An 18,508-nucleotide genomic window follows, 5' to 3' on the forward strand; every position below is an offset into this window, starting at 1 on the left:
AGCCCGCATTCTGGGGGACTTCCGGGGATTGGCTCCCCCAGAATGCGGGCTGGGGGGAGCCAAAAGCAGTCAGCCTCAGCTCAACTGCAAGATCTGGATTGACTCACAATTTCAAGCTTGACGCTGTACTAGGCTTATGCGAAGACCAAATCCGTGGTGGCAATCACAGAATCGTCAGCATTGAAGCGGACAAATTCAATGTCGATAAGCGTATCAGTGCCAATACGACGACCTGATACTGTGAAGCTATCGGCAGCACCTATGAAGGTATAGTCACTTTGAGATCCCCGGTATTCAACCACATCGGCTGTGACCTTATATGCGTCACCATTTAAGGCCATAAATTGAGTTTGACGATTGCGACGTCCCACTTCACCTTGACCATCAAAGACATTGTCCTTGCGATCGCCAATGAAGCGATCGTTGCGCTGTGTACCCGTTACATTCTCAATACTTCTGACGGTATCCAGCCAGGTCAGCGCATTGTTGGTTGAAGAGTGCTTAATCTTACGACTCATTAGATTGGCATCCAGACCCGCAATAGTGCCAAATACGCCTTTGATAACAAGGTCAGAGTAATCAGCAGTATCTATGCCGCCGTTACCTATTAGCCGATCATTGCCAACTCCACCATTCAGGAGATCATTGCCACCTCCACCTTTTAGTTCATCATCGCCGTCTTTGCCCAAAAGCTGATCATCATCAGATCCACCGTTGAGGAAATCTGAGTTGTTGCCGCCAATCAGCAAGTCATCTCCGGAGTCGCCAAAGATTTTACCGCCATCGCCGCCAAAGTCTTGGAAGCGATCAACTCGGTCAGCCGCTAGCACATCATTTCCAGATCCGCCTCGAATAATGTCGCGACCCCAACCGCCTTCAACAACGTCGTCACCACCACGGGCGCTGATATTGTCATCACCGTTCTTGCCAACAATGAAGTCAGCATCATTCGTTCCTCGTAATCTGTCATCATCAGCTGTTCCTTCAATCCGGTTCGGCTCTGTGGGAGCTAGCGTGATGCTGGCTAAGAGGGGATCGTGGTCGCTGGCGCGGCTGTCCGTCTCAGCAAACTCAGAGTTAACGTGAACGATGTCAAACTCGGCAGTGTCGGCGAGTCCTTCGCTGACTAGGATGTGGTCAAGGGCCTGGGAATTGCCTTGGAAGATAAAGCTGTAGCGCTCATCTTCAGGTAGGGTGTTCGTCAGGTTAGTGAGGTTGGTATTGTTCTCCAAGTCCTCTACGGGGGAGACAAACTCAAACTCGTTAAAGTCACCCACAACAACTACATTGGCATCAGGACTCAAGCCATTGACAAAATCTTGCACCGCTTGAGACTGGCGCTGGCGCTCATCCAGAGAACCGTTAACAGAGACATCTTCCTGACGCTCGTCAAACGGCTGTTCGATACCCAAAATGGGAGCGCTGCCACCCTTAGAGGAGAAGTGGTTGTTCACCACGGTAACATCCTGACCATTGAACTCGAAGGTTGCCACCAGGGGCAGACGGGCACCTTCGAACGCCTCTCCCGATCCCTGTCCACCAATGGTTTGAATCGAGTTCTCATCGACGCTGACTCGGTCAGGATTGTAGAGGAAAGCTGTGCGGATGTTGCCGCCAGGCTGACCACCACTCGCTTCGTCCGTGATGAACGTGTTGTCAATGAACTCGTATTGAGGACCACCAGCCGCCACGATCGCGTCAATCAGCTTCTGCAATGTGATATCCGCTGCAATCACATCGTCGACAATCTCGCCCCCCGTGTTGTCCTGAATCTCTTGAAGACCAATGATGTCAGGAGTGTTCAGGTTATTGACGATCTGCTGGGCGATCGCGTCAAAACGACCGTCACCCTCATCGTCATCGACATTGCGAGCTTCGCCATTGTTAGTCTTGGCCTGATCTTCAACGATGGGGTCGAGGTTTAGAACGTTGTAACTGGCAACCGTCAGCGTATCGTCATCTCCAGCAATGGTTGTGATTTCAGGCTGGAGATCTGACGCCGTGATATTGGCAGTAAAGTCCTCTGTCGGCAGAATCTCGAAATTACCAAAGCTGTAGCTGACAACCCCTGTAACGTCTCCTAAAACCGCACCTGCATCGACCTCTGGGAAGTCGAAGTTGAAGACACCGGAGTCTTCATCAATCTGAACTTTTTCAGGATTGAAGTCGTCGGGGCTGATGTTCAAAGTGCCGCGATCGCTGATACCTGTAGCATCAGTGCCACCGTCAACAACGGTGAAGATCTCACCAAAGCGGTTAGTGCCCGATACCGCTACAGCATTCTGCGCGGTTACCCGCATGGCCTCAAGCGATTCAAAGAAGTCAATACCGTCAGTGGTAGGCTCGTAAGCGCCAAAGGTATCATCATCAATGTTTTCGCTAGGGGGAACACGACCGCCTGCCCCGAGAATCACTGCGTCAGGCAGCGCATTGCCCGTGCTGAGAGTGGTCACAGTAGGACTCGTGAGTTGAGTCAGCGGCAGGTTGCGAGTGTCCGTGTCGCCCGGGAAGAACTCAGCAACGGTCCCCGCTACTTGCAATTCGTCGCCAACATTAACGCCAGGATTACTATCCGTGAAGACAAAAATGGCATCAGAGGTGGCAATGTTGCCGTCGCCTGTTGCGTCTTGCAGATAGAAGCCGTTGGTGTCTACCGCAGTCACAATTCCAGTCGTCGTGACATCTTCGCCGCTGATGTTGAAGGTCTCAGCAGGCAGCGTGTCAAAGAAATTCGCAACCGTCTGACCATTGGCTAAGACAAACGGAGAAACCTGACTTTCGCCCTGAATCTCGTAGATGCGAGTAATTTCAACAGGGCCAATGGGGTCACCATTTCCAGGTGATCCGACAGCAGGCTCATCATCGTTGAGGCCGCCAAAGACAGTCGTGGTGACTGCACCGTTTTGACCGGCAACGCTGAAGGCACTCAGAGCAACATCATAGGAAGCACCGCTGAACCCATCTGTGTCAGGGTAGGCTTCAGTGTCTGCAATGGTGTTAGGTGCAGGAGTGCCGACAAATAGGTTGACAGCATCGCCGCCTTGACCCAAACCAGCACCATCGGTAAAGCCAATCTCAACGTCAGCCAAGTCAATGACTTCACCCCAAACCGTCCGGAAAGCATCAGCATCGGCTGCGTTACCGACAACGACGATCGCCGCTTCACCTGGATCAAGTTGAGTCAGACCCAAGATAGGGTCAGCCGCTGCTGGATCAGCTGACTCATCATCATAGAAGAGGTCAGGATCAACGCCAGAAACCCAGGCATCAGCCCCCTGGTTAACGATTTCAAACCAGTCTTCAGTGACGTCAGCACCTTCCTGACCAGGCCAGATCTCCGTGATTTGCAGGTCAAAATCGTTAGTGGGGAAGGCATTCAGTTCACCTGGTGTATCCAAAGTCTGGTCGCCGAACTCTAGCGTCTGGAAATCGCCAGTGCCGTTGGGAATACGGGCTAAGCCAGCCGGTGGGAAGTTGCCGCTCGGGCCAAAGACCGTCTCGCTGTAGGAGAAGTCTGCGTTGCCATCTCCGTCAATTAGGGAGACAGAGTCAAGGACTGAATTCCAGGGCGTCGCGTCTAAAACGCCGTCATTGTCAGCATCCAGATCTGTCCCTTGCGACCCCGTGAAACCGTCGACCAGCAGGAATGTGGATGGGCTGCCGAAGAAGTCGAGGTCAGACAGCAAAACATCACCGCTGTCAGTAGCCGCAGCAGTACCATCATCAGCCACTAGCGCAATACCGTCGCTGTCGGTGGAACCGCCTGTCAAGTCAATTGCAAAATCAACCTGACCTGGCTCAAATTCACCAGAGATAACAATGACCGATAGCCCATCCAAAGCCGTGTTAGCATCGCCGAAGATTTCAACGAAGTTGCTCGTATCGTCGCTGCTGCTGGGGGAAGAAATTCGCAACTCATTGAGGACAAAGGACGGAGTTGGAGGCAATAAGGTACCCCCCGGAGAAGCAATGTCACTGCCAGAGTTGCCACTTTCTGCCGCACTCACGTAAGCGTCACCGGCAGGCGTCGTTGCGCCCTCTGTACTAAGTGCCCAGTTGGTACCGTCGTTGCTGTCAGCCGCTAGGTCAGTCAGGTAAATGGACGCTGCACCATCGTCGGTCGGCCAATCTCCCGCGTCGTCGTAATCTACGCGGGCAACGACATTGGCAAAGGTGGCCTCGTCACCACTGTAGCTAGCAAAGCTGTCCCATAGGGCAACGGTATCACCACCGTTATTGAGCTGTAATGAACTCCAATTCGTGACCCCGATTAGATTAATGCCCGTTCCCCAAGCTGCTTCGAAATCAGCTGCGCTGACATCATCGGCATTGTAGAGAATTGCGGTTTCGCCCGCTGCGATGGAGCCGCCAGCAATGTTCGCAGTGGTTTGGAGAACAGTGTTGCCATCATCCAGAACGTAGCCGGATAGATCAATAGCGCTGTCACCAGCGTTGAATAACTCAACCCACTCCCAGTTATCTTCAGTACTGGCAGGGTTGTACATGATTTCCGAGATGACCAAGCTGGATTCATCGGCGGTTCCCTGCACGTCGTAGACCGTCGTGGTGCCGCTGACTTCGTTGGAAACGACCAGTAGAGGCTTCCCGTTAGGGCTGTCCGCCGCTGCGATGAAGGTTAATCCTTCAGGACCCAGGTCACCCGCCGTGCCAGCCGCTGCATCGCCGCTGAAGTCGCGGTTGTTGACGTACTCAACGAAAGCAGCGTTAGTCGGGTCGGTAACGTCGTAGACCATGATGCCGCCGACGCGCTCTAGACCAACGAAGGCGTAGATTTTGCCATCCACTTCACCGATCGCCACGCCCTCTGGTTCAGGACCTTTGGCATCGCTGCGGCTGTCGAAATCGTTCTCGTCGTTGTTCGCGTTGAAGTTCGCGGGGAAAGCCGCTGCGGTGATCTGCTCAAAGTCGTCACCACTGTCGAACACCACATTACCGCTGGTGTCGAAGATAGTGAAGGAGCGAGAGCCATAGGCAAAGAGCTGATCGTAGTCGCCGTCACCATCGGTATCGCCGTCAATGGTGGACACTTCCAGTCGGCCTAAGTTCTCATCTAGCTGGAGAGTGGCCGCATCGGGGAAAGCCGTTGGATCAAGCACCAAATCCTTAATGCGAGCGTCTTCGTCACGGGCGTCGCCTTCATTGGCAGTAACGATGTAGGTCTGACCGTTGGCTTCGTAAGTGGCGATCGCGTCCGGCATGTACAAACCCAACACAGGCTGAGTCTGGATATTGATGGCGTTATCGTCATCGCTGGCGTCAAAGCCATTACCGGCTTGACTGTGGTCCTTAGTGCCCAAGGGAATGATGTCAGTGACGGTTGCAGTGGCGAGGTCAACCACGGCGATCGCATTGTTCTCTTGCAAGGAAACATAAGCCGTCGTGTTGTCCGCAGAAATGTATTCCGGCTCAACATCTTCAGCAACAGTCTTGCCAGGGAAAATACGAACCCCATCCGCCCGTTCGGTAGCCGCATCAAAACCAGTGAACGTTGCGGTTTGAGCGGTGAATGTTGCTATATCAATGACGCTGACCGATCCCTCAGGATCAATACCGCCATCCGGCTCCCCTTCGTTGGCAACAATAACCTTTGTACCATCAGGGGTAAAGGTCACCATGTCGGGCAGCGCTCCTACTGTGACCGTAGCAACCACAGTAGGCGATGCAAAATTAGTTTCGTTGGCGTTGAAGAATACAACGGAACCAGGATCCGTAACCGTTGCATTTTCAATCGCGACTGCAATCAGACCGTCTTTGATGGCGATGCTGTTGGCTCCGGCTCCAAACAGGGTCGCGTCAATTTCACCAGTCTTGATTGGATTGGCAGGATCGCTCACATCAAGAACATCAATCGTCACAGCGTTTGAATTAATCACGAACAAACGCTGTGTTGCCGGATCATAGGCGTTAATCTCCGCCGCTCCATCATCAAAAACACCTGTGGAAAACGTTCCAATAGGCTTTAGGTTTGTGGGCATGTTTAAAGTCCAAAAGGAATGACATTAAAAGATCGTCAAAACGGCTCTCCAGCTCGAATCGGTGAATGATCGGTGGTAGAAACCGTTCGAAATCGCTAACCAAGAAGTCGCGATCGCACCAGCGATGGTTACCGCCGGAACACTCTAAAGGAAGGTATCATTGGTCACATTGACAAGGCATGTCGCTTAGCCGACAACTGTCGTAAAGACTCAGTAAAGAAGTGTCTATGGAGCACTTCGGATATCCGTAATGTCAACCCAGTCAATCTGTTTTTGAATACTGTGTTTCAAAAGCGATACCGTTTCTCCACAGACTTCATCTATAGATAGCCCTGTAGAGAAACGGTCCAAGATCCACCCCGAGTCTTCGAATCACTACGCCGCTTCAACGGAATTGACAGTGAACACCAAGTCGTTAAAGTCAAAGTCGGTTAGGTCTTCAAAGGACCAGACATTGTCATCTCGCTGAATGCGACTGGAACCCATAACTGCGTCGTCAATTGTCGCTAAGTTGTTCTCATCGCCCTGAATCAGCAGCGCCGGAGCATAGTAGACGCCGCCTGCAAGCACCAACGTATCGTCCACACTCTCCAAGTTTTCAACGAGCAGAGAAGAACTCTCTAGCAGCACCTCGCGAACCGCATCCTCGTAGCCCTCTTGTCCTGGCAGAATGCCGTTCACAGCGCCGTTAGCGTCTGTCTGATAGAACTGCAGGATGTTGTCGTAGGCAGCCTCTCGGCTCAGCGTGACGCTGGCAGTCACCTCTCCGTCAAAACCAGTCAGGTCAAGTAATTCAGCAACTGGAGCAGCAGTCTCCATTTGGTAGACCGCGAGCGTACTGCTTTCCTCATTGGAAACCACCAGCAGAGTTTCACCATTGGGGCTATCCTCGGCACTGATAAAGGTGAGTCCCTCAGGGGCGATATCGGCATCATCGCGAATGTACTGGATAAATTCAGGCGCAGTCGGGTCCGTGACATCGTAGATTAGGACGCCACCACCCGCTCGCTCCAGTCCTACAAAGGCGTAGGTCTTGTCGTCAACCTGACCAATAGTGATAGCCTCGGGTTCAGCACCTTTGTCATCGGAGCGATCGTCAAATTCGTCAGGACTGCCGTCGTTGGCGTTAAACAACTCAGGAGTTAGCTCTGCGGTGATTTTGGCAATATCGTCAGAACTATCAAAGACTAAGTTGCCATTCTGATCCCAAATGCTGAAGGAGCGTCCACCATAGCTGTAGAGTTGATCAAAGTCGCCATCACCGTCTAGGTCGCCTAGCGTATTGGTGATTTTAAGCCGACCTAAATTCTCTTCAAGCTGAAGCGTAGCTGCATCTGGGAAGACAGTGGGATCAAGAACAACATCTGCAATCCGGTCTTCCTCATTGAAAACTGCTCCTTCCTCAAGAATGACGTTACCGTTTTCATCCTCTAAATCACCATCAGGACGAATGCGAGCATCACCCTCATTCGCAGTGATGTAGTAGGCATTACCCTCAAACTCATAGCTGGCGATGGAATCTGGCTGATACAGACCAAAAATGGGCCAATTTTGTAACTTAATTGCTCCATCTTCATTGCTGGCATCAAGCGTGTTGCCAGTCGCAAAATCGATGATGCCTAACTCAACGGCCTCTGCACCAGGTTCGAGTCCAAAGTCGTTGTCGTTGAGAACAGCTAGCCGTCCATCGGGTAAATAGGCCAATCCTTCTGGTTTGTCGGAAGGCAGATAGCCGATAGAAGGCAGATTGGTGACCTTGACCTTGTTGACAGGGGCGATACCCATTGCCGCTAGGTCATCTGGTGTCTGCTGCTCCAGAGTTTCTTCACCAAAGTCCATCCCTAAGACATCAGTGACCCCAGTGAGGTTCACCTCGAAGACAAACTTCTGCGCAGTTGGCTCCAGAGAGGAATCACGCTCCATCACGAAGAACTGACCATTGCCGGCATAAACCGCATCGCCAATCTTATCGACGTTGCCGCCCACATCAGGCTTTTGCAGCAGGTAGACATACTCGGATACAGGTTCCCCGGTGGCCGGATCAATTCCCAACATGCGAATAACGCTGGAGGCATCTCCGTCTGCTCCACTGGGATTGTTGAGGGGAGTTTGAATGAAGGCATAGAGAATACCCATATCAGTATCCAAGGCCATACCCTCGAACCCTCGGTTGCGACGGCGATTAAGGTATTCCGCGGGGAGAGTTTCGGTACCAAACGTGCCGGGGGCAAAGTCAGCACCAGGATTAGCTTCATTGGCGCTGTTGACCGTTCCTTCAGGCACAAAACGATTGATCAGGGTGCCATCGGGATTGAAGTGATAGATAGCAGGGCGATACTCGTCTACCATCCAAAAGGTGTTGTCAGGAGCGCGGACGATTCCCTCTAGGTCAGCACCGAAGGGATCATAATCGGAGCCAAACACAGAAGCGTCTAGCTGAGTCAGTTCTGGCAGATCGACAGACTGCTCCAAAGCATCAACGGCACGGCGATCGTCGTTGGGAATATTGGGTAGTCCCGTGATAGGTGTGCCGTCTGCTTGAGTCAAAAACAGCTCGTCAGTGAGGGTAACTTCACCGCTAGCCTCATCCAATTCGAGAGACACCACCCGAGCTTGGTAGTCGGGCAGTAAAAATGCACGGGCTTCGGTAGATCCGTCCCCATCCAAATCGAGCGGGTCACCGTTGGGACCGCGATCAGGGACCGCTAAGAACTTGAGATTGCCATTGTCAGCCACACCGTCGTACCACAAGCCAGAAAATCCACCTAGCTCAATCGTCTCGCCTGTTGCCGTGGTTAACGGGTCGCCACCATTGGTGATAGCTCCGCGATCGCTAATCACATAGGACGTCAGTGCCGGCTGTCCCTTGCTAAAATCCTTGACGCCTAAGGGAACAATGCTCTCCACAGTGGCCGTAGCGATATCAACAATGGCAACGGCGTTGTTTTCCTGTAGCGTGACCCAAGCCGTATCTCCATTGGGAGAAACCGCAATATATTCAGGCTCAACATCCTGAGCAACCGTAGCGTTGAGGCCAAAGAGTTTGACACCATCCGCTTGTAAGTCGGCTTTACGATCATTAAATACGGTGAAGTCAGCGGTTGTGACACTTGCACTCTCAACACCCGCACTAATATCAACGACGCTAACTGATCCCTCTGGATCGATGGTGTAGTCATCGTTGGGTTCACCCTCATTGGCAACGATGACCTTGGTGCCGTCTGGGGTAAACGTGAGCATATCCGGTAGAGCGCCCACAGTCACGCTACCCATGACACCGCTAGCATCCAAAAAAACAACGGCACCGTTATCGCCTGTGTTCTCAGCCTCAACAGCCAACGCGACCAAACCGTTATTGACGGCAACGCTGTTAACACCGCCCCCAAAGTCGCTTAAGTCAACGGTGAGTATAGCAACCGGGCTAGTGGGATCGCTAAAGTCAACAATCTGAACTTCGGGATCTCCAGAGACGACAAAGAGCTGCTGAGTCAGTGGATCAAATGCGTTAATCTCAGCACCGCCGTCTAAAACGGCATCCCCGATTTTAGAAAAAGAAACCATTCTTGAGTTCTCCTGAATTGTCCGACGTTGCTGAAGTTAGGAAAGGAGTTGGTCAGATAGTGAACTCGGTTGTTCCCCCCAAAAATCCTCGATCCTTGGAAAACTTCAAGCAACGCTAATTGTCCTAATCAGTGACAGCACGCTCGATTGAAGCAAACGGGGCGATCGCGGCTTTGCGTTCACAATTCGCCCTTGCTGACTCAAGCGCAGCGCTCTGCTGATCGATACCTCTGCGGAAAAATGTAGACTGTCAAAGCAACAGCCCCCTATTTTTGTCAAAACAGGAGACTGAAAACCCAGCAGAGTGCCGTCACTTGCTCTGACACTCTGCTGAATCTTGGTTTAAGTTGCTGCCGCTTCAGCAGAGTTAACGGTGAAGACCATGTCGTTGAAGTCGAAATCCTTCCAATCTTCGAAGGACCAAACGTTACCCTCACGCTGAATGCGGCTAGAGCCGACAACGGCATCACTGATCGTCGCGAGATCATCTTCGTTACCGCGAATCAACAGTGCCGGTGCATAGTACACACCACCTGCCAACATCAAAGTCTCGTCCAGGCTCTCCATGTTCTCGACAAACAGAGACGGACTCTCCAGCAGTACCTCACGAACGGCGTCCTCATAGCCGTCTTGGCCCGGCAGGATACCGTTCACGGCACCGTTAGCGTCAGTCTGATAGAACTGTAGGATGTTGTCGTAGGCAGCCTCTCGGCTCAGCGTGACGCTGGCGGTTACCTCCCCGTCAAAACCAGTCAGGTCAAGTAATTCAGTCACAGGACCGCCGCCACCCGTGGAACCCTCCAGAACGGTGTCATCGCGGAAGGCCAAGTTCTGCAAGCGAGTATCTTCAGCCCGTCCGGTGTCAGCTTCATCAAACGCAGTTTCAAAGAAGTTGTCGAACAGATATTCAGCCAAAGCATCCTGCTCAGAACCGTCTGGTGCAAAGGTCGCTTCACCTGTCCGAGGGGCGTCCTCTTCCTGCTCCAAATCTTGATAGTTGGTGCCAAATTGAGGGAACGGATAACCGTCGCCACCCAGTCCAGTGGGATTGCCGAGGTCGTCAGTCCGCTCATTCGCCAAAAAGCCCAAAGTGACGATCCGAACAGTCTCGTTGGGGTCACCCACCAATTCGCCGTTCTCGACTAAGACATCTAGAATGTTGCCGTCTTCGTCCTTGATAGCAGCAGATTGGATGCGATCGTTCGGCTCCGCAGTCAAGTCAAAGCTAAACTCCACACCGCTAACTTGAGGAAAACGACCCTGAGTATTAGAGTCGTCTGGACTGCTAGCTGCAACACCGTGCTCTAGGACAGCAACCAAGCCCTCGCGAGTAATATCTAATACGGTTAGACCGTTGTTGAAGCGCAGGGTATTCGCGATATCCGTTTCCGAGATGCCACCCTCAGGTTTTACACCGGGAATTTCTTCGTTGGGCAGCTCTTCAGCTTCTGTACCACCGGCAGGAACAATCACCCGGCCAATATCATCCCGGATGCCACCGCCGTTCTTAATCGAAACGAGGATGCTGTCATCACCAGTAATTTCTTTGGCAATCTCTAGGTTGGCATCAGCCGTCAAGTTGCCCAAGTTGGTTTCCTGGGTCCGCACGCTGCCGCGAGTACCGTCGAGATAAACCTCACTGATACCGAAGACATTGCTTTCTTTAGCTTCGATCACAACGCGCAGTGCGTCTACGATTTCCTGAATTTCAGGGTCAACTAAGTTTTCTGCATTTAGATCAGCAACTCCTTGCGCGTCTGTGGCATAGGCACCGCTGATTTCAGGATCATAGCTGTCAGGTTTGATGACGCCGTTCTCATCAAAATCGATGACCAGACGACCGACATACCTATAGTTGCCGTCGGTGTTAACAACCGCAACCGGATTGCCATCAGCGCCCGTTTGGATGATGGGATAAACGCCTTGAGCGGTGTCACCCTCGCGGAGGCGATCAGTCTCGTCTACCAAACGAGTATTAGAGCCACCGGCAACGATGATATCAACATCAGTTAGACGATTGGCTAACTCCTGCTCGATCGCAATCTGCTGCATGTGAGACAGCACAATCACTTTGTTGATACTGGGGTCAGTCGCCAATAGAGCGTCTACATCAGTCTGAATTTCAGCAGCCAAAGCGTCCAGCTGCTCAGGCGTAGGATTGCCATCGAAATCCCCGGGTCGAACAGTGACATCGTCGGGGCTAGCGATCGTGGTAATCGTAGGCGTGGTTGCACCAACTACACCGATCTTTTCGCCGTTAACGTCAATGACGGTGCTGGCCGCGATGCTGTTGGGTTGAGGAGCCGCTGCATCGGAGACCACCAAGTCAGCCAGGTTGGCATCCGTGCTGAAGTCAAGGTTGGCGCTGAGGTAAGGAAAAGCCGTACCGCCATAGGTTTCATCAATATCCGGCGTTTCAGGGTCGTCTTCCCCACCTGCAACTAAATCACGAATTAGCCCAGTACCAAAGTCAAATTCGTGGTTCCCCAGAGCGATCGCTTGAAACCCAAGCTCATTTTGAATCAAGATGTCAGCGCGACCTGGACCCCCATAAACCTCCTCAGACGCTGTGAAAAAGAGTCCGGGTAAAATCGCATCACCAGAGGACAGAATCAAAGTGTTATCTTCAATCCCATCTGCACCAATATCTTGTGCCTGTAAAGCATTCAGCACAGCCGAAAACTGAGGCGCATCGTCTAAAGCCGGAATCCCTGCTTCTTGGTCAGCCGTATGCAGTAGTTCAAGCGTAAAGTCCATATATCCCTCGTATAGTTGAGAAGCAGACAGCACAACAAGTCAGGACCGACTAAAATCGACACCCGTCCTGAAGTATTGACGAAACCAAATCAGCGCACAGCAATCAAAAGCCAGCACTACCCGGGGTGGAACCGAGACCTCACTTCAACGGCGCTCTTTAAAGCGACATTAGGCACACGCCGACTGGAGACAGCGAAAGCATCTCCCTCGCGGCCCTTAGCCAGAACCCTGGGCAACTATAAGACTTCCAATTGTGTTCACCAGTAACCTTCTCAGACGAAAGTAAAGCGACGGTAAAGCCACACTTAAGACTTCGTATAAACACGGAGCATTCATCATCGCTTTATAACTTTTGGAAGCAACTTGACGTGACCTTCACGAAGTTTCCCTATGGAAGACCATCAACTTTGCGAAGGTTAGCTATGACAACGTTACTTTCCTTGATGAATTGCTCAGGAATCCTCCTGTGTTTAGAAACAGTCTTTGCAGTAGATGTGACGAAGATTACTCTTACATAGCTGGCTGAGGTTAAGCCCTGATTAGCCAGTAGTCAATCTATAGCTTTAACTATCTAGTGGTCTGTCGCTCAGATTCAACCCCTTCTGCATGCCCATGCTGTGGCATCTCTTTGTGTACCAGAGGCGGGTATGTTCACAGAAACTATTTTGGGTAAAAAATGTAACGATTTAGGATCCGTGTGCGATCGCAAGATTCAGCATCTTTACCACAAAATTTTCTTGGAGATAAGGTCTCAAAAAGTCCCTTTTCACGAGGACATTCAATAAAAAAGTCAATCCAGTCAAGATTTAGAGGGATTAGAGACCAATTTCTTTAAACTTGCTTCACAGTCAAACTGCTACCGTTTGAATCGAAATAGCAGCTAGTACGGCTAAGTAATTTTAAGACACTCCACCCTGCGTCTCTACACGGACTTTTGTAAACCGATGGGCCATCTCACATTCACCTTTATTAAAGGCCACCCCTTATGTCTTTTACCCCCACAATTAACCTTTCAGATTTAGACGGTAGCAACGGCTTTGTCATCAATGGCGTTGATAGGGATGACCGTTCGGGTCGTGCTGTCAGTGACGCCGGAGACATCAACGGCGATGGCATTGATGATTTGATCATTAGCGCTCCCAATGCTGACCCCAGCGGTCGGTTTGAGGCTGGAGAGAGCTACATCGTTTTCGGCTCCGGTAGCGGCTTTGGAGCTAGCTTAGAGCTGGCTGTGCTCGACGGCAGCAACGGCTTTGTCATCAATGGCATCGATAGCAGAGACTTTTCCGGGGGGGCCATTAGCAGTGCTGGTGATGTCAATGGCGACGGCATTGATGACCTGATTATCGGTGCGCGGGCAGCTGACCCTAACGGTATTGATAGTGCCGGAGAGAGCTACGTCGTTTTCGGCTCTAGTAGCGGCTTTAGAGCTAGCTTAGAGCTGTCTGAGCTCAACGGCAGCAACGGCTTTGTCATCAACGGCATTGATAGCGAAGACTCTTCGGGTGATACCGTCAGCAGCGCTGGAGACATCAACGGCGATGGCATTGATGACATCGTCATTGGCACATCCTCTGCTAACCCCAACGATATCGATAACGCTGGCAAGAGCTATGTGATTTTTGGCTCCACAGCAGGGTTCGGGACTAGCCTCGAACTGTCTGAGCTCGATGGTAGCAACGGCTTTGTTATCAACGGCATTAATAGTTATGACTCTTCGGGTGTTGCTGTCAGCAGCGCTGGCGATGTGAATGGCGATGGCATTGACGATCTGATTATCGGCGCACCTGGGGCTGACCCCAATGGCAATAACGGCGCTGGAGCAAGCTATGTTGTCTTTGGCTCCAGTAGCGGCTTTGGGGCCAGTTTAGAGCTGTCTGCGCTCGACGGCAGCAACGGCTTTGTTATCAACGGCATTACGCCGTTGGACAGTGTAGGTACTTCTGTCAGCAGCGCTGGCGATGTGAACGGCGATGGCATTGATGATCTGATTATTGGCGCACCCGCCGCCGACCCTAACATTGATGTTATTATTCCATTTCCCAGACCTACTCCAAGCATCGGAGAAAGCTATGTTGTCTTTGGCTCTAGCAGCGGCTTTGGGGCCAGCTTAGAGCTGTCTGCGCTCAACGGTAGCAATGGCTTCACTGTTATCGGTGAGGGGGGCAATGATTTAGGTCTGTTTGTCAGTGGTGCCGAAGACGTAAACGGCGACGGCCTTGATGACCTGATTATTGGTGCCCGTGGAGAGAGCTATGTGATTTTTGGCTCCACGGAAGGCTTCGGAGCCAGCCTAAAACCCTCTGATCTGAATGGCAGCAACGGCTTTACCATCAGCGGTTACTCTACTGCTTTAAGCGGCGCTGGAGACGTTAACGGCGATGGCTTCAACGACCTGATTATGGGCTCATCTGGAGCTGACATCAATGGTGTTGACTCTGCCGGACAGAGCTATGTGGTCTTTGGCGCAAGCCCTGAGTCGATATTCGCTTCGAATTTGGTATTCACTTTTGAACAGTTTGTTCAGTACCAGGCCATCGATGAAGGTTCCACTTTGCCCTTCAGTGAAGACCTCTATTTACTGGCTAACCCTGACGTTCAGGTGGCTGTGGATCAAGGAGGCTTCACCAGTGGCTTAGAGCACTTCACGCAATTTGGTGACGCTGAGGGACGAGCAACATTGCCGTTGGATCTTGAGGTTGGCGGTCTTCGACTATCGGCGCTCTTCGATGAAACTTACTATCTCAGTCAGCATGGTGATATTGCGATCGCGGTAGAACAGGGCGTCTTCAGTAGTGGCTTTGAGCACTTTGTCCTATCCGGTGTGGCCGAAGGACGTAGCCCCAGCAGCTACTACGATGAAGCGATCTACTTCGCCAATAACACCGACGTGGCCGCTGCCGTGAATAACGGCACGATTACCAGCGGGCTGATTCACTACTTAACCACCGGCCACATCGAAAACCGTACTGCTAGCGCACTGTTCAATCCCCAAGACTATCTGCTCAACAACGGTGATGTGCAAGCGGCGGTGGAGGCTGGCGCTTTTGACAGTGCCTTTGATCACTTCATTGAGGCCGGAGCCGAAGAAGGTAGAGTCTCGCCCCTGCTGTTTGAAGAGGCGTTTTACCTCTCTCAGAATCCTGACGTCGCGGCGGCTGTTGATGCGGGTAGCTTTGCTTCCGGCTTTGAACACTACGTCAGCATTGGGCAAGGAGAGGGTCGCGACCCCAGCATCTTTTTTGATGAAAGTACTTATCTGGAGGCCAACCCAGACGTGGCTGAGGCCGTTGGCAATGGTGCTTTTTCCAGCGGCATGGAACACTTTTTCCGCAGCGGGCGGGCTGAAGGCAGACCCCTGGGATAAAAAAACTGCTCTCTAGACAGCTGAACCAAGAAGGTAGCAGCTGATGGAGCCTCCTCTAATCTCAACACGGCCATCTCATACAGAATCACACATTCAATGGGTCGTCTCACGTATCCCTCTATCAAAGGTCAATCCTTATGTCTTTTCCCTCCACAATTAACCTTTCAGAGTTAGACGGCAGTAACGGCTTTGTTCTCAACGGTCTCGGTAACGGGGATAGATCAGGCACTGCTGTTAGCAACGCCGGAGATATCAACGGCGACGGCATCGACGACCTAATTATCGGTGCTCCCCAAGCTGACCGAATGTTTGATGTAAAGACCGGCAAGAGCTATGTCGTCTTTGGCTCCACGGACGGTTTCAGCGCTAGCCCAGATCTCTCTGCACTCGACGGCAGCAATGGTTTCACGATTCAAGGTTTTAACATCATTGACTCTGCTGATGACTTTAACTACTCCGGTTATGACGTCAGCAACGCTGGAGATATCAACGGCGACGGCATCGATGATCTGATCATTGGTGCCCCTCAGACTGACGTCAATGACAACCGCAATGCTGGAGTGAGCTATGTGATTTTTGGCTCCACAGCTGGCTTCGAAGCCAATCTGGAATTGGCTGCACTCAACGGCAGCAACGGTTTTGCCATTAACGGCATTGATGGCTACGACTACTCAGGACGTGCAGTGAGTGGTGCTGGAGACATTAATGGCGATGGTTTTGATGACCTAATCATCGGCGCAGATTGGGCTGACCCCAACGGTAACTCTGGTGCTGGGGAGAGCTATGTGGTCTTTGGCTCCAGCGGCGGCTTTGGGATTAACTTTGAGCTCTCTGCACTCAACGGCAGCAACGGCTTTATCATCAACGGCATCGACAGCGGTGACTATTCAGGACGTACGGTGAGCGGCGCTGGAGATATTAATGGCGACGGTCTCGATGACCTGATTATTGGTGCCCGTAGAGCTGACCCCAATGGGATCCCCTTGGCCGGAGAGAGTTATGTGGTCTTTGGCTCCACGGATGGCTTCGGCGTCAGCCTAGAGCTCTCTGCACTCGACGGCAGCAACGGCTTTGTCATCAATGGTGCCGATAGGGGCGACTTTTCGGGACGTGCCGTCAGCGGTGCTGGAGATGTCAACGGCGATGGCATTGATGACCTGATTATTGGTGCCGATTTTGCTGATCCTAACAACGTTGACTATGCCGGAGAGAGCTATGTAGTCTTCGGCTCCACGGACGGTTTCGCCGCCAACCTAGAGCTCTCTTCGCTCGACGGCAGCAATGGTTTTGTCATTAACGGGATTGATCGCAGTGACTTTTCAGGACGTGCTGTCAGCGGTGCTGGAGATGTCAACGGCGATGGCATTGATGACCTGATTATCGGTGCCTTCAATGCTGACCCCAATGGGCAAGATCAGGCCGGAGAAAGTTATGTTGTGTTCGGTTCCAGAATCGGCTTCGAGGTCAGCTTGAATCTGTCTGCCCTCAACGGTCGCAACGGCTTCGTCATGAACGGCGTTGATCGCAGCGACTATTCAGGCTATGCCGTCAGTGGTGCTGGAGACATTAACGGTGACGGCCTCGATGATCTGATCGTGGGTGCTTTCAATGCTAGTCCTGAAAATACCTTCAACTTTAGTGGCGGAAAGAGCTATGTAGTGTTTGGCTCAAGAATTGCTCCGGTGTTTACCTTTGAGCAGTTCTTTCTGTATCAGGCCCTTGATGAGGGCACCAACCTGCCCTTTAGTGAAGCCCTCTATCTGCTGGCCAATCCTGACGTTCAAGCAGCGTTAGATCAGGGTGTCTTTGAGAGTGGTTTCGAGCACTTTACTGAGTATGGCGAATCCGAGAGGCGAGCAACAATACCGCTGGATCTCGAAGTCGGTGGTCTCCGGCTCGCAGCACTCTTTGATGAGACGGACTATCTCAGTCACAATGCCGATATTGCTACCGCAGTCAAACAGGGTGTCTTCAGCAGTGGCTTCGAACACTTCGTCCTGTCCGGGCTGGCAGAGGGCCGCAACCCCAGCAGCTACTATGATGAGGCCACTTACTTCGCTAACAATGCTGATGTGGCGGCGGCTGTGGAGGACGGCGCATTCACCAGTGGCCTGGTTCACTATCTGACCATCGGCCACATCGAAAACCGCGTCGTTAGCACACTGTTCAATCCCCAAGACTATCTGCTTAACAACAGTGATGTACAAGCGGCGGTTGATGCTGGAGCCTTTGACAGTGCCTTTGAACACTTCATCGAGGCGGGTGCAGAAGAAGGTCGGGTCTCAACCCTACTGTTTGAAGAGGCGTTTTACCTCTCCCAGAATCCCGATGTTGCAGCTGCTGTCGATGCGGGCAGCTTAACGTCCGGCTTCGAGCATTACGTCAGTGCCGGACAAGGAGAGGGGCGCGACCCCAGCGCCTTGTTTGATGAAAGTGCTTACCTAGAGGCCAACCCAGACGTGGCTGACGCTGTCATAGCGGGTGCTTTTTCTAGTGGCTTTGAGCACTTCTTCCGCAATGGTCGGGCTGAGGGCAGGCCCTTAGCGTAGTTAGTCCGAGTTCGGGATAAGAATTAAAGGGGTTACTAGGAGACTTTAAGGGCCAAATCCCGTCTCGGGGGGGGCGCAGGACGGGGTGAGCCTTTCCGAGGACTTAATCCACCCCGTCAGTCCCTCCCTGAAGAGGAAAGTCACGGGCTTTCTCTTAACCCGGACTGAAGTTAGTTAGAAATGGGTACCGCATTCTGAAGACTGTGCACTTAGTGCTTTGTCAATATCCAAAAGGTGTGTATTCATAGGTTGGCGTAGAACGAAGTGAAACCCAACCT

At 52.0% G+C, this 18,508-nt stretch carries 5 protein-coding genes; 2 read left to right on the plus strand and 3 right to left on the minus strand.

Features of this window, described 5'->3' with window-relative positions; translation table 11 throughout:
* Positions 1–134 precede the first annotated feature (134 nt).
* The 3 genes from PN498_RS17980 to PN498_RS17990 form a co-directional block, all read right to left on the minus strand.
* A complete protein-coding gene (locus PN498_RS17980) occupies positions 135–5,996 on the minus strand; it encodes a choice-of-anchor I family protein (RefSeq protein WP_272064487.1) in 5,862 nt (1,953 codons plus the stop codon).
* Between the two features lie 375 nt (positions 5,997–6,371).
* The gene (locus tag PN498_RS17985) at positions 6,372–9,557 is read right to left on the minus strand and encodes a choice-of-anchor I domain-containing protein (RefSeq protein WP_272064489.1); all 3,186 of its coding nucleotides are present in this window, start codon (positions 9,555–9,557) and stop codon (positions 6,372–6,374) included.
* Positions 9,558–9,899: 342 nt separating this feature from the next.
* Positions 9,900–12,314, minus strand: coding sequence for a bifunctional metallophosphatase/5'-nucleotidase (locus PN498_RS17990; RefSeq protein WP_272064492.1), 2,415 nt, complete (start codon positions 12,312–12,314; stop codon positions 9,900–9,902).
* A gap of 985 nt (positions 12,315–13,299) precedes the next feature.
* On the opposite strand from PN498_RS17990, the gene PN498_RS17995 reads away from it, so the two are divergent.
* Positions 13,300–15,681, plus strand: a complete 2,382-nt coding sequence (locus PN498_RS17995) for an FG-GAP-like repeat-containing protein (protein WP_272064494.1) — start codon at positions 13,300–13,302, stop codon at positions 15,679–15,681.
* Between the two features lie 137 nt (positions 15,682–15,818).
* Positions 15,819–18,230, plus strand: coding sequence for an integrin alpha (locus PN498_RS18000; protein ID WP_272064496.1), 2,412 nt, complete (start codon positions 15,819–15,821; stop codon positions 18,228–18,230).
* Positions 18,231–18,508: the final 278 nt, after the last annotated feature.

It is taken from the genome of Oscillatoria sp. CS-180, assembly GCF_028330965.1.
GTDB lineage: Bacteria > Cyanobacteriota > Cyanobacteriia > Phormidesmidales > Phormidesmidaceae > Halomicronema.